General features: G+C 41.8%; 11 protein-coding genes. 3 read left to right on the top strand and 8 right to left on the bottom strand.

The annotated features are described in order from the left end of the window. Positions 1-63: 63 nt before the first annotated feature. The 8 genes from ilvA to ilvG all read right to left on the bottom strand — a co-directional run bounded on the left by ilvA (position 64) and on the right by ilvG (position 10,893). Positions 64-1,629: a threonine ammonia-lyase, biosynthetic gene (ilvA, locus tag FR932_RS18145; RefSeq protein WP_019442430.1), complete on the bottom strand. Its 1,566-nt coding sequence runs from the start codon at positions 1,627-1,629 to the stop codon at positions 64-66. A gap of 200 nt (positions 1,630-1,829) precedes the next feature. Further along, a complete protein-coding gene (locus tag FR932_RS18140; RefSeq protein ID WP_019442431.1) occupies positions 1,830-3,107 on the bottom strand; it encodes a dicarboxylate/amino acid:cation symporter in 1,278 nt (425 codons plus the stop codon). Between the two features lie 496 nt (positions 3,108-3,603). Further along, positions 3,604-4,620, bottom strand: coding sequence for a glucosaminidase domain-containing protein (locus tag FR932_RS18135; protein WP_019442432.1), 1,017 nt, complete (start codon positions 4,618-4,620; stop codon positions 3,604-3,606). 61 nt (positions 4,621-4,681) lie between these two features. Beyond that, positions 4,682-5,797 carry an alanine dehydrogenase gene (ald, locus tag FR932_RS18130; protein ID WP_019442433.1) on the bottom strand — a complete coding sequence of 372 codons (1,116 nt, stop codon included), beginning with the start codon at positions 5,795-5,797 and terminating at the stop codon, positions 4,682-4,684. A 304-nt stretch (positions 5,798-6,101) separates the two neighbouring features. Further along, positions 6,102-7,949, bottom strand: a complete 1,848-nt coding sequence (ilvD, locus tag FR932_RS18125) for a dihydroxy-acid dehydratase (RefSeq protein WP_019442434.1) — start codon at positions 7,947-7,949, stop codon at positions 6,102-6,104. A gap of 100 nt (positions 7,950-8,049) precedes the next feature. After that, positions 8,050-8,979, bottom strand: coding sequence for a branched-chain amino acid transaminase (locus tag FR932_RS18120; protein ID WP_019442435.1), 930 nt, complete (start codon positions 8,977-8,979; stop codon positions 8,050-8,052). A 14-nt stretch (positions 8,980-8,993) separates the two neighbouring features. Next, complete coding sequence (gene ilvM / locus FR932_RS18115; RefSeq protein WP_019442436.1) at positions 8,994-9,245, bottom strand: acetolactate synthase 2 small subunit; 252 nt, start codon at positions 9,243-9,245, stop codon at positions 8,994-8,996. After that, positions 9,235-10,893 carry an acetolactate synthase 2 catalytic subunit gene (gene ilvG, locus FR932_RS18110; protein ID WP_019442437.1) on the bottom strand — a complete coding sequence of 553 codons (1,659 nt, stop codon included), beginning with the start codon at positions 10,891-10,893 and terminating at the stop codon, positions 9,235-9,237. The genes ilvM and ilvG overlap by 11 nt, the downstream gene beginning before the upstream one ends. 499 nt (positions 10,894-11,392) lie before the next feature. Between ilvG and FR932_RS18105 the strand changes: the two genes are divergently transcribed. From FR932_RS18105 to FR932_RS18095, 3 genes are all read left to right on the top strand, one after another. Beyond that, positions 11,393-12,910 carry a YifB family Mg chelatase-like AAA ATPase gene (locus FR932_RS18105; protein WP_019442438.1) on the top strand — a complete coding sequence of 506 codons (1,518 nt, stop codon included), beginning with the start codon at positions 11,393-11,395 and terminating at the stop codon, positions 12,908-12,910. A 75-nt stretch (positions 12,911-12,985) separates the two neighbouring features. Continuing rightward, the gene (locus FR932_RS18100) at positions 12,986-13,888 is read left to right on the top strand and encodes an acyltransferase (protein WP_019442439.1); all 903 of its coding nucleotides are present in this window, start codon (positions 12,986-12,988) and stop codon (positions 13,886-13,888) included. Then, the gene (locus FR932_RS18095) at positions 13,881-14,783 is read left to right on the top strand and encodes an acyltransferase (RefSeq protein WP_019442440.1); all 903 of its coding nucleotides are present in this window, start codon (positions 13,881-13,883) and stop codon (positions 14,781-14,783) included. The genes FR932_RS18100 and FR932_RS18095 overlap by 8 nt, the downstream gene beginning before the upstream one ends. Positions 14,784-14,822 lie beyond the last annotated feature (39 nt).

Raw genomic sequence — 14,822 nt, 5'->3', positions numbered from 1 at the left:
GACATAATAAAAGCCACTGAGAATTTCGCGATTATCAGTGGCTGGTATAATCAATAATTTACACTAGTGCGCTAAAAAGAATTTATACGCTGGATTATTGGTTTCTTCTTTATACTGATAACCCAATTTAACCAAGTAAGCTGAAAACGCCTTCATTTCACCATCGGGTAACTCAAAACCCGTTAAGACACGGCCATAAGCTGCGCCATGATTACGGTAATGGAATAAAGTAATATTCCAGTTCATGCCGAGAGTTAACAAAAAGTTCTGTAATGCACCTGGATTCTCTGGAAATTCAAAACTAAACAACCTTTCTTGCAAGGCTTCAGCAGGACGTCCGCCCACCATATAGCGTACATGTTGTTTAGCCATTTCATCTTCCGATAAATCAACCACAGGGTATTCAGCATCTTCCAATTGTTTCATCACTGTGGCTAATTCTGATGTGCCTTGCGGCGTGCGTAAACCAACAAAGATATTTGCCGCGGCACGGTTCGAATAACGGTAGTTAAACTCAGTCACCGCACGATTGCCGATTAACTCACAGAATTTTAAGAATGCACCAGGACGCTCAGGAATAGTGACCGCTAATACTGCTTCTTTTTTCTCGCCATATTCACTGCGCTCTGATACATAGCGTAACGAATGGAAATTAACATTGGCACCGCTTAAGATCGCGGCCATGTTTTTATCACGCACACTGTTTAACTCAGTGAATTTCTTTAAACCCGCCAGTGCTAATGCACCTGATGGTTCTGCTATCGCGCGGGTGTCTTCAAAAATATCTTTTAATGACGCGCAAATTTCATCACTGCTTACCGTGATCACGTCATCAATAAATTCATTACATAAACGGAATGTTTCTGCACCGATACGTTTTACGGCCACACCATCAGCAAAAATACCTACGCGATCAAGGGTAACCGGTTCACCAGCATCAAGCGCGGCACGTAAGCAGGCTGAATCGCGCGGTTCAACGCCGATGACTTTAATCGAGGGTTTTAGTTGTTTAATATAAACAGCAATCCCCGCCGCAAGGCCGCCGCCGCCAACAGGCACAAAGATATAATCTAAATGTCCATTTTGTTCAAGCAGTTCACGGGCAATGGTACCTTGTCCTGCGATCACATCCGGATCATCAAATGGCGGGATCAGGGTATAACCTTCTTCAGCGGATAATTTTTTAGCATAATTAGACGCTTCATCAAAACTATCACCGTGCAAACATACTTCAGCACCAAAGCCGCGTACTGCGCTCACTTTAATCTCAGGGGTAATAACGGGCATCACAATGATGGCTTTAATACCCAGCTTTTTCGCTGACATCGCCACGCCTTGGGCATGATTACCCGCAGATGCCGCAACGACACCACGGAGTTTTTGTTCTTCAGATAATTGCACTAATTTATTAAAGGCGCCGCGCAGTTTAAATGAATGCACAGGTTGGCGATCTTCACGCTTTAGCAAAATACTATTGCCTAAACGCTGAGAGAGTTTCGTTAACGGCTGTAACGGAGTCACCACGGCAGCTTCATAGACTGGTGATAATAATATCTTACATAAATAATCATTGGCTGTAAGTAGCGATTGGTCTTGTTGGGGTTCGTTATTTGTCACTCGATCATCCATTGAAATATAACTGACAAGTTAACGCTTTGGCATGCCATCGTTAACGCTGCTATCTACTTTTAATATCTAGTACATGACTTAGTACTATTACCTAGTTATAGCAACAATCGAAACAGATAAAAAGAATTAACTCAGGATAACTTTTAGCAGAAAATAAAAAAGGGAGCATTAAGCTCCCTTTCTCGTATTATTTTATTCGATTAAGCTGTTTTAGCTTCACCTTGAGGTTCTGAGTTAGCAACTTCAACATTTAACTCGCCTTCAGATTTAGCAACGATAGTGTTAACCGCTGTATCACCGATAACGTTAGCAGAAGTACAGAACATATCGTTGATACGGTCAACTGCTGCAATGATTGCTAGTGCTTCAACCGGTAGACCAAGTTGTGTTAGTAACACACCGATCATCACGATACCGCCACCAGGTACACCACCTGCGCCTACTGATAATAGTAGAATAGTTAGACCCATAGTGAACAAATCAGTCACTTGGATTGGTGTGCCGTATGCGTTTGCAGCAAATACTGTTGCAATCGAGATGTAGATAGATACACCAGACATGTTCATTGTTGCGCCAAGTGGAACACCGAAACCAGCAACTGTTTTAGATACACCAATTTTCTCAGTTAGTGTACGCATAGTTACAGGGATAGTTGCGTTCGAGCTTGCCGTAGATAGTGAGAATAGGAACTGCTCACGAATCTGACGACGGAACGTAGCTGGACGGATACCTGTCGTTGCCCATACCGCTAGTGGGTATACAACTAGGATCCAAACAACAAGTAACGCTACAACTAGACCAACATAGCTAGCTACTGAAGCCAGTGTTGCACCGTCTAGTGTTGCACCTAATTGAATCATTAACGCGAATACACCAAACGGGGCAAAGCTCATGATTAGACTAACAAGTTTCATCATGATGTCATTTGCGATTTGGAATGCATTGATCGCTGGACCACCTTTCTTGTCTAGTGCTTGAATCGCTAGACCAGTGATGATTGCCATGAAGATGATTTGTAACATGTCACCAGATGCAAATGCTTGAACAGGGTTGCTTGGTACGATATTTACAATTAGTTGACCGATATCTGGTGTGTCAGTCGTTGCTAGGTGTACTGCTGTACCGCCTAATTCCGCAAGGTTAGCGCCAACACCTGGTTGTACAATCATTGCAACAATAAGTGCTACTGTAATTGCAACAGCTGTATTAGCTAGATATAGGAAGAAAGTTTTGCCACCTAGGCGACCGAAACTTTTAATGTCTTTCAGTTCACATACACCACATACAATAGAGATGAAAACTAGTGGAACTACCATTAATTTAATGAGTGATACAAACATCGTACCGACTGCAGTAGCTGCGCCGACAAAGTATGTGTCAAGGAACGATCCTGCACCAAAGCCATACTGAACGATTGTACCCAGTAACAAGCCCACAAACAGGGATATAAATATTTTCGAACTTAGTGATTTATCCATAACAAACTCAGCCTTTCAATTATCATAGTAATGTGTGTTTATTTGCTTATATATTATTTTTATATTTTTACAATTCTTTGCACTGCAAGATTTGATGAGTGGAGAGTATTACAACTACATTGTCTATGGGAAGCAGTTCAATCATCTAGCACCTGGAAAATTGAGGTCTGTCACATATCCAAGCATTTTTTAACCTTTTACGACTATGTAACATCTATATAATCATCAATAAAACCCCGTTAAAATTAAGAAACAGCAATTTTATCGTCTAAAAACCACCAAAAACGCTCATATACTCAAAAGTAGGCATTATATCGATAATCGCTTGAATATTAAAAACCAACGATTTTTAACAAATGTAGTGATTTATAGCGCAAATTTAACCTTAGTTACCTTTACGAACCAATAGCGTGGAAAATATAAGAGGATTAACATAACAAGGAAGGCAAGAAGGCACTCAGTAAGCCACTGAGCACCAAAAAAGTAAACTAGGTAATTATTCTGCTATAGCCATTTTTACTGGTTTTTCTGGCGTTACAGCATCATCTTCAATATTGCTGATGATATTGCTTGGCTCAACTTTAGTTGAACCGGATTTTTTCGTTTCAACTAAAGTTGTATTTTTCACTTCAACTAAAATGGGCTCGTTCACTTCAACAACAGCATCACCAGTCAGAGTAATGACCTCAGGTAATTCAATCGCGTCTTCATCAACGATTTCAGTGATCACAGGCTCAGGTGCTGCACACAAGGCATAATTGGTGGTGGTATTGTGACGCCAGAATTGACGGTTATGACGGATCATTGCGCGGATCTCATCGATATAAGCTTCTTTTCTTTCTGAATAGTTAATTAATCCCGCCGCAAGCGCACACGCATTGATACTTTCATCATTCATGCGCAGCTCGCTACGAATATCACGTAACGGTAAGTAACTTTGATTACGGTTAATATTGCGGAAATACGAACGTACAGATGCTGTTATGGAATCAAAACTCGCCACTTCATGGACAGCACCTTGATCACGTTGGTTCGGTACTATGCCGCAACCTTTGCTAAAACACCATTGACCAAAGAAGTTATGTCCTTCTTTAGCAAAACGAGACGTACCCCAGCCCGTTTCATTTGCTGATTGACTAAATACCAGCTCTTCTGGAATAACATCAACTTGCACTAATAACGTGGTTATCACTTGTTGATCGGTATCAGCGGTGACATTATACATGTCAGCCATCGCTTGCAGGTGAGTTTGCTCGTCTATGGTTAACTCTGCTTTGGTCTGCCAAGTGGTCAGTAATGCGCGTTCAGCCAATACTTCGGCAGTAACAACATCAAACGCAGGCTGTAGATAATCAAAGAAAGCTGTTTTTTTAGCATTAACATCACTGATAGCGGCGAAGTCAGGTACATCTGACTTTTCAACGTCAGCAATATCATCAGATTGAAGGCTTGTATAGAGGCCAAATAGACCGAGTCCGGCTATCAGGATTAACGCAGTTATTTTCTTTTGCATATAAAAAAGCACCATTAATAAATAATGGCGCTAATTTAACACGTTATTGCAATAAGCTAGATTATAAAATCATGCTCTTTGGTGCAACGAACGGTAAGTTATGTGCTTCAGCAACATCTTGAACGGTAACATGACCAGCGATAACGTTTAGACCGTTTAGTAGGTGCTCATCTTGGATTAGTGCTTCTTTCCAACCTAAGTTAGCAAGCTTGATGATGTACGGTAGCGTTGCATTGTTTAATGCAAACGTCGATGTTTTCGCAACAGCACCAGGCATGTTAGCTACACAGTAGTGAACAACGTCATCAATGATGTAAGTTGGGTCTTGGTGTGTAGTAGCATGTGAAGTTTCGAAACAACCACCTTGGTCAATCGCAACGTCAACAACAGCAGCGCCAGGCTTCATGCGTGAGATAAGCTCTTTTGTCACTAGTTTAGGCGCAGCAGCACCCGGTACTAGTACAGCACCAATAACTAGGTCCGCTTCTAATACATATTTTTCGATTGCATCATGCGTAGAGTAAACTACTTTTAGACGGCCATCGAACTGGTTGTCTAGGTTAGCTAGAACAGTCAGGTTACGGTCTAACATAGTTACGCTAGCGCCCATACCAACAGCCATTTTCGCTGCGTTCATACCAACAACACCGCCGCCGATAACAACAACGTTTGCAGGAGCAACACCCGGTACGCCACCCATAAGAAGACCACAACCACCTTGTGATTTTTCTAATGCTTGTGCACCAGCTTGAATTGACATACGACCAGCAACAGCAGACATAGGAGCAAGCAGTGGTAGACCACCGTTTACATCTGTTACTGTTTCATAAGCGATACAAACTGCTTTACTCTTGATTAGGTCTTCAGTTTGTGGCAGATCTGGTGCAAGGTGAAGGTAAGTGAATAGCACTTGGTCTTCACGTAACATTGCACGTTCAACAGCTTGTGGTTCTTTAACTTTAACAATCATGTCTGCAATTGCGAATACTTCAGCAGCAGTTGCTAGAATCTTTGCGCCAACAGCTTCATAATCGCTATCGCTAAAACCAATACCAGCACCAGCAAATGTTTCAACATTAACTGTATGGCCATGTGCAATAAGCTCACGTGCACTTGCAGGAGTCATACCTACGCGATACTCATGGTTTTTAATTTCTTTAGGTACGCCGATAATCATATGCTGTTTACTCCGATATATGGTTTATTAAACTGGTTGAGAAAAGCTTCTCGATATATAGGTGCAGTATAGACGCAGAACTGCAGAATTAATCACTAAAGATCATTCTAATTTCAAGGAAATTTTATATAAGATTTGTTAAATTGATGTTGAACAGAAGATAATTTTTTATGTGAGCGAGATCTCGCCCAAAAAAAAGGGTTCTACAGTAATCATAGTCGATGACTGTAGAACCCTTGATATAGATCATAGCGAATAGCTAGATAATACTAACGAGGTAGTTTATATAAGGCTTATATAAAGATTAAATCAGGTTCCTATCGCGTACAGCACCTTTATCAGCACTAGTCGCAAAGTGACCATAAATACGCAATGCTTGAGTTACTTTACGTTCACGAATTTCCACTGGTTTCCAAGCTTGTTCACCACGACTTTCCATTTCAACACGACGTGCTGCTAAAATGTCATCCGCAACAACCAAGTTCATTGAACGCTCAGGAATGTTGATATCAATAATATCGCCATCTTCAACCAGACCGATCAAGCCACCACTTGCCGCTTCTGGTGAAGCATGACCAATAGAAAGACCAGAAGTACCACCGGAAAAACGACCATCAGTGATCAATGCACAGGCTTTACCGAGTCCCATTGATTTCAGATAGCTGGTTGGATAAAGCATTTCTTGCATACCCGGACCACCTTTAGGGCCTTCATAACGAATAACAACCACGTCACCGGCTTTAATTTCACTCGCTAAAATTGCACTTACCGCTGAATCTTGGCTTTCAAATACACGTGCTGTACCACGAAACAGTAAGTTATCATCAGCGACACCGGCGGTTTTAACCACAGCGCCATCAACAGCAATATTACCCGTCAATATCGCCAGACCACCTTCTTGGCTATAGGCATTTTCGATTGAACGAATACAACCGTTCGCACGATCATCATCCAATGAATCCCAGCGACAATCTTGGCTAAACGCTTTCGTCGTTCGGATACCCGCAGGGCCTGCAGAATACATTTTCTTCACCGCTGCAGATTCAGTCGTGACGATATCAAACTTAGTGAGTTGCTCTGCCATCGTCATGCCCATCACGGTCATGTTGTCTGTATGCAATAAACCAGCACGGTTTAATTCACCCAAGATAGCCATCACACCACCGGCGCGATGTACATCTTCCATATGATAAAGCGGCGTTGACGGTGCTACTTTACATAATTGCGGTACTCTACGGGATAATGCATCCATATCTTCTAAGCTGTAATCAACTTCGCCTTCAATCGCAGCGGCAATTAAATGCAATACCGTATTGGTTGAACCACCCATGGCAATATCAAGCGTCATCGCATTTTCAAACGCATCACGATTAGCAATATTACGCGGTAATACTGATTCATCATCATCTTGATAATAACGCTTACACAGATCAACAATACGACGACCAGCATTTAAGAACAGTTCTTCACGATCTGCGTGCGTCGCCACTAATGAACCGTTACCCGGTTGTGATAACCCTAATGCTTCAGTTAAACAGTTCATTGAATTGGCAGTGAACATACCAGAACATGAACCACAAGTAGGGCACGCGCTACGTTCTACTTTTTCAACATCTTCGTCTGACACATTTTTATCTGCGCCCATCACCATTGCATCAACAAGATCAAGTTTAATCAATTGGTCTGAAAGTTTGGTTTTACCCGCTTCCATTGGACCACCTGAAATAAAGATAACCGGAATATTAAGACGCAGTGCCGCCATCAACATACCAGGGGTGATCTTGTCACAGTTAGAAATACACACTAATGCATCAGCGCAATGGGCATTAACCATGTATTCAACAGAATCCGCAATCAAATCACGCGAAGGTAAGCTATACAGCATACCGTCGTGACCCATCGCGATACCGTCATCGATAGCAATGGTATTAAATTCTTTAGCGATACCGCCCGCTTTCAAAATTTCATCGGCAACTAATTGGCCCATGTCTTTTAAATGTACGTGACCCGGTACAAACTGGGTAAATGAATTAGCAATCGCGATAATTGGTTTACCGAAATCTTCTTCTCGAGTACCTGTTGCACGCCATAAAGCACGAGCACCAGCCATGTTACGGCCTTGGGTAGATGTTGCAGAACGTAATTTAGGCATTGTTCTCTCCATGAAACAAAAATAAAATAGTAACTACGAAGCCTATCTGAGCCTCGCTTTAATAGTTAAATATAAGCAATAATCTAGTCAAAACCTGTCGTTAGCTCGGGTCAGCAACGTAATCCAACCAACCCCATTTGTCTTCACTCTGACCTTTAATCAAAGCGAAATAAGCTGTTTGTAATCTTTCTGTAATTGGACCTCGTTTACCGTCGCCAATATCAATGCGATCAACAGAGCGTACCGGCACAACTTCAGCAGCAGTACCACACATGAACATTTCATCTGCTAAGTACATCGCTTCACGGGCAATCGGCTCTTCACGTACTTCATAACCAAAGTCACGCGCTAGCACCATTAAGGTATTACGCGTTAAGCCCGGTAAGATACACGCTGTTGTTGGTGGTGTATGAATAACGCCATTTTTAACGAAGAATAAGTTCTCGCCAGCGCCTTCAGAAATAGTGCCGTTTACATCAAGGGCAATACCTTCTGCATAGCCGTGACGTTTCGCTTCAGATGAGATCAGTTGCGATGATAAATAGTTACCACCGGCTTTCGCGCCAGTCGGGATAGTATTTGGTGCCAAACGATTCCAAGAAGTAACGCAAACATCAACGCCCTCTTCTAAACTTTCATCACCCAGATAAGCGCCCCAGTTCATTGCCGCAACAAGTGCATCGCACACCGTTGATTTTGGTGTTAAACCCAAACCAACATTACCAATATAAGCCAACGGACGTAAGTAAGCATTCGTTAGGCCATTAGCTAACACTGCATCTTTACACGCTTGTTCTATTTCTTGCTTAGTATAAGGAATAGTCCAACCATAGATTTTTGCTGAATCAAACAAGCGTTGAATGTGTTCTTGTAGGCGGAAAATAGCCGGTCCCTTTGGAGTATCGTACGCACGAATACCTTCAAATACCGATGAACCATAATGCAGAGCATGGGTAAATATGCTCACTTTTGCTTGTGATTCGGGTACCATTTTGCCATTAAACCAAACTTGTTGTTCAGTATTATCCATAACTCTTTCTTCCTTTATGCTGTAATTTGCTGATAACTTAATTTGTTCACATCAAACAATTTATCTAACTGTTTATAGAGTAGATCAATGCCGCGCTCACCAGATACTGTAACCGTAATCTTTATGCTATTGCAATCATTCATTTGTACCGAATTCATCGTACTAACACGAAAACCACGATGGCGAATTACGCGTAATACCCGCTCTAAAATTTCCAGCGTATTCGAGGCTTCGATCACCACTTCATGTACTTTTTTAACACTCATCATATTGCTCCAACATCGCGCCGTTATTCACCCCTGGTGGTACTAATGGCCACACATTCTCTTGCTCGGAAATTTGTACGTGCAAGAAATATGCACCTTCACTCGCCAACATGCGATCCATGGCCGGTTGTACTTGTTCTTTCACCACAACTGTTTCACCAGGAATACCACATGCAGCCGCTAATGCCACAAAATCCGGGTTATCATCAAGAATTGTCTGTGATAAACGGCCATCAAAAAATAGCGTTTGCCATTGACGTACCATACCCAGACGTTGATTATCGATTAATACAATTTTAACCGGTAATTTAGCACGGTTGATTGTCGCTAACTCTTGAATGTTCATCATGATTGAACCGTCACCGGTCACCACAACAGGCATCGCATCGGGACGTGCTAATGCAGCACCAACCGCCGCCGGTAAACCAAAGCCCATCGTACCGAAACCAGCACTGGATAATAAATTCTCCGGTTGGGTAAACGTCATGTGTTGCGCAGTCCACATTTGGTGTTGGCCGACATCACAAGCAACAAGATGATCTTCAGGTAAACAAGCAGATAGTTGTTTCAATAATAACGGCGCATAAATGGCAATGCCGGGGTGGTCATAACGAAAAGCGGTTTCAACTTTCATTTCTAGCGTATGTAAACGCCAAGGGGCAATATCCAACGTCATTTTTAACGCCGGTAGAATGAGTTTGAGATCCGTGGTGATAGCAACGTTAGCAACACGTAATTTATTATGCTCACAAGCATCGATATCCAAATGGATAACTTTCGCATGCGGAGCAAACTCATCAAGTTTACCCGTTACGCGATCATCAAATCGCGCACCGACTGCAATCAATAGATCACTTTCTTGTACCGCTAAGTTAGCCGCTTTCAAGCCATGCATACCCAACATACCCAAATAATAAGGATGTTCAGGATCAGCACTACCTATACCTTTTAATGTGCTAACCATGGGAATATCTAGCGCTGCAGCGAGTTCACGCAGTTCAGGAACCGCATTGGCCATACCAACACCACCACCAACATACAATACCGGTTTTTTTGCTGCGTGCATCAGCGCTCGCGCTGCAACAACTTGCTCATCAACCAAACCATCTAGCGGTGGCAGTTCAGCTAATTCTGATACTGTTTCACTCGCCATTTCAGCCAGTTGAATATCTTTAGGGATATCAATTAATACTGGTCCAGGACGGCCAGTTGTCGCAATAGTAAATGCTTCGGCAATAATACGGTCTAAATCATTTTGGTCTTCCACCAAAAAGCTATGTTTAGTGCACGATAACGTCATGCCAAGAATATCCACTTCTTGGAACGTATCCACACCAATCAAGGCGCTCGGTACTTGGCCAGTAAATGCCACAACAGGAATTGAATCCGCCATTGCTTCCGCTAACCCTGTCACCAAGTTAGTCGCACCTGGACCCGAAGTCGCAATACACACGCCAACTCTTGCACCAGCACGGGCATAACCCAGCGCAGCCATGATCGCGCCCTGCTCATGTCGCGCTAATAAATGCGCCACACCACCATCATATAACGCATCATACAACGGCATGATCGCACCACCGGGATAACCAAATACTTGGTTTACACCCTGTTTCCGCAAAGCATTTACAATAAACTCTGTTGCTTTCATTAATCTACATCCCTTTAAACATCATTCTTGTAAACAATTAAACGTCAAACAAAAAAAAACCCCGGTTATTTACCGAGGTTTTCTTATTGCTGGATTAAGCTTATTTTCGCTTAGCAGTAAGTCCCCGGCTTGGTAATTTAATAATTACCACCAGAATGCTGACTACAATAATTAGACGCGAAGTAAACCCAAACATATGACTAATCCAACAACTCTATAAAATTTTTATAATTCATTATTAGCATGGTGAATTTATTTAAGCAAGCCTTTAACGACGAGTAAAATAACTAAAACAACCAAATAAAAGCACGGTAACAATCTAATATATTAAAAAACAAACCGATTCCAGTTAAAAGATTCACACATGACAAGCATCACAAAATAGACTGTGGCAAATTGCCCTTGCTTAAGGTTTTAAAATAATCCACCTAATTCAGCCATACTTATCGTTAATTGCACTAGGGTAAAAATACACCAATAAAGTGACCAAGGAAAATGAATGAATTTAGCCGTGATCTATAGCCGTGCAATTTTAGGTATCAATGCCCCCCTAATTACTATTGAAGTGCATATCAGCGAAGGACTGCCCGGGTTTACGATAGTCGGTTTGCCTGAAACATCAGTCAAAGAGGCAAAAGATCGGGTTCGCAGTGCGTTAATGAATTCTAACTTTGTGATGCCAGCCAAACGTATCACAGTCAATTTGGGACCTGCCGATCTGCCCAAAGAAGGCAGCCGTTATGACTTACCCATTGCGATCGCGATTTTAATTGCTTCACAACAAGTGATCGCCAGCCAGCATCAGCAGCTAGAGTTTGTCGGTGAATTATCACTGTCCGGTAAACTACGCGCCTGCCGCGGTACGATCCCCAGTATCATAGCTTGCAAGAAAGCCGGTCGCAGCAGTATCATTCCATTCGATAATGGCCATGAAGCAGCGCTTATCGACAATGCCAATTGTTTTACTGCCACAAATTTACAAGAAGTATGTCAGCACCTCAATGCGGAGCAGACTCTTCCCACCGCTAAACGGATAACCTCACCGCTAGGTAGTGAGGATAACCAACAAGACATGCAAGATATTATCGGCCAACAAAGTGCCAAGCGCGCCTTAGAGATCTGTGCGGCAGGCAGTCATAACTTACTATTATTTGGCCCTCCCGGCACAGGTAAAACCATGTTGGCGAGTCGCTTAACCAGCATTCAACCTGACATGACTGAGCAAGAAGCATTAGAGTGCGCAGCGATTAAATCCATTAGTGGTAACGACTTTGTCGCTCAAGATTGGTGCCGCCGACCTTTTCGCACTCCGCACCACACTTCATCAGCTGTCGCTTTAGTTGGCGGAGGTCGTAACCCGCGACCCGGTGAAATAACCCTTGCGCATAACGGCGTATTATTTTTGGACGAGCTCCCGGAATATCAACGCAAAGCGCTCGATTCATTACGTGAACCCTTAGAAGCAGGGAGGATCAGTATTTCCAGAGCTAATCAACAAGTTGACTTTCCCGCTCGATTTCAATTAATTGGCGCTCTCAATCCCTCGCCTTCCGGTTATTATGACAATAATAAATTCGGCGGTAATAGTAGCCAAGTAGCAAAATACTTAAGTAAATTATCAGGGCCATTTTTAGATCGTTTCGATCTCACCATTGAGGTACCCGCATTACCAAAAGGTAGTTTAACCGAACAAGGGCAACGTGGTGAAAGCAGCGATGCCATTAAACAAAGAGTCAGTGCTGCACAAGCGATACAACGTCAACGAGGTAATAAATTAAATGACGCACTCACCAATAAAGAAATTGAATTACATTGCTCGCTACAACATCAAGATGCGGTATTTTTAGAACTCGCGATAGATAAAATGGGCCTATCAACACGCGCCTTCCACAAGATAATTAAGGTCGCCCGCACTATCGCAGATTTAAACAATTGTATAGATATCAATAAATCACATTTGCTGGAAGCACTCTCCTACCGTGCAATGGATCGGCTATTACAGCAAATTAATGTTTAATAATTACAATTTTTGTTTGGCATAAGGTGATGATAGTTTTATCATTTCATCTCTTCATCACACCAAGGCCATATAATGTTATCGATATTCATCCAGAAGGTGGCAGGTGCCATTGCATTTATTAGTTATCTTTTGAACACCATATTTTGGTTAATCCCCATTGTTATTTTCTCGCTGCTAAAAAGTATCATCCCACTCCCCTTTGCACAGAAAGTACTTAACCATTTACTCGATGGCTGTGCTTCAAACTGGATCTCGGTAAATGGAATAACGCAAAAACTCATTGGTAACCCAGACATCCAAGTCAATGGTATCGAAGGGCTATCACTGAATAAATGGTACATGGTGATTTCAAACCATCAATCTTGGGTTGATATCTTAGTTTTACAACGCATATTAAACGGTAAGATCCCGTTTCTAAAGTTCTTCTTAAAGAAAGAACTTATCTTTGTACCGTTTTTAGGTTTAGCTTGGTGGGCACTCGATTTCCCCTTCATGAAACGCTATAGCAAAAAGTTTTTAGCAAAGAACCCACACATGCGTGGCAAAGATATTGAAACAACAAAAAAAGCCTGCGCTAAGTTTAAGCATAAACCGGTAAGTGTGATGAATTTTGTCGAAGGCACGCGCTTTACTGAAAATAAACATAGCCAACAAGCATCCACATTTACACACCTATTAAAACCAAAAGCAGGTGGTATGGCATTTGCGCTTGATGCGATGGATGGTCAATTAGATACTTTAGTCGACGTAACGATTTACTACCCGCAGGGCATCCCCACTTTTTGGCAGTTCATTAGCGGCCAAGTGCAACAGATCCAAGTTCAAGTCAACACACAAGACATCAGCCCTGATCATATTGGTGACTACAGTAGTGACAAAGCCTTCCAAGCTAATTTCCAGCAATGGGTAAATGCGTTATGGATAAACAAAGATAAACACTTAGAAGAACTTAAGCAGGCTCAATTAAATGATTAATTTTCTACCGACTTTTTTATTAATGATAATTAGTAGTGCATTAGTCATTATCAACATCATTTCCTCATTAACATTGATCAGTATTACTGGGTTAATTAAGTTTATTTTACCCTTTGCTCCCGTACAAGAAACGATGCGAAAAATTGCTGATTTGCTACTGAACCTATGGGCTTGTATTAATACCTTCATGATCTCACTCATTAATAAAGTGGAATGGGATATTAAAATTACTGGCGATTTAAACAAGAGCAGCTGGTATTTACTGATCTCCAATCATCATAGTTGGACTGACATTGTGATCTTATTTTCTGTGTTTTCTAATAAGATCCCACTACCTAAGTTTTTTGTTAAACAAGAAATTATATACCTTCCATTTGTTGGTACTGCTTGTTGGGCTTTAGACATGCCATTCATGAAACGGTATAGCAAACAACTATTAGCTAAAAAACCACATCTGAAAGGCAAGGATATGGAAAGTACACGTAAAGCCTGCTCAAAAGCAAAACTGGCGCCAACAACCATCGTCAATTTTGCCGAAGGTAGCCGCTTTACAGAACAAAAAAAACAACAAACCAAGTCGCCTTATCAATATTTATTACCGCCAAAATCAGGGGGGATCGCATTATCTCTCGCCTCAATGGGCTCAACCTTTAACAAAATTTTAGATGTGACTATCATCTACCCTGATAATCCAGACTCACCGTTTAAAGATCTATTACAAGGTAAACTAAAACGCATCGTGATCCGAGTTGAAACAATTGAAATAGCCACTACATTGCAAGGTGACTATGAAAATGATGCGACTTTTAAACACAGTTTTCAGCAATGGGTAACCAGCCTATGGCAACGTAAAGATCAACAGATCGCAACCTATTACCAACAAAAACAGCCTTAAATACGACAATATTAAGATTTAAAATTTGTGCGCCAGTTC

Origin of the sequence: Moritella marina ATCC 15381 (genome assembly GCF_008931805.1) — a bacterium.
In the GTDB taxonomy this organism is placed as follows: Bacteria; Pseudomonadota; Gammaproteobacteria; order Enterobacterales; family Moritellaceae; genus Moritella; species Moritella marina.
This window is presented reverse-complemented; position numbering and strand designations above follow the sequence as displayed.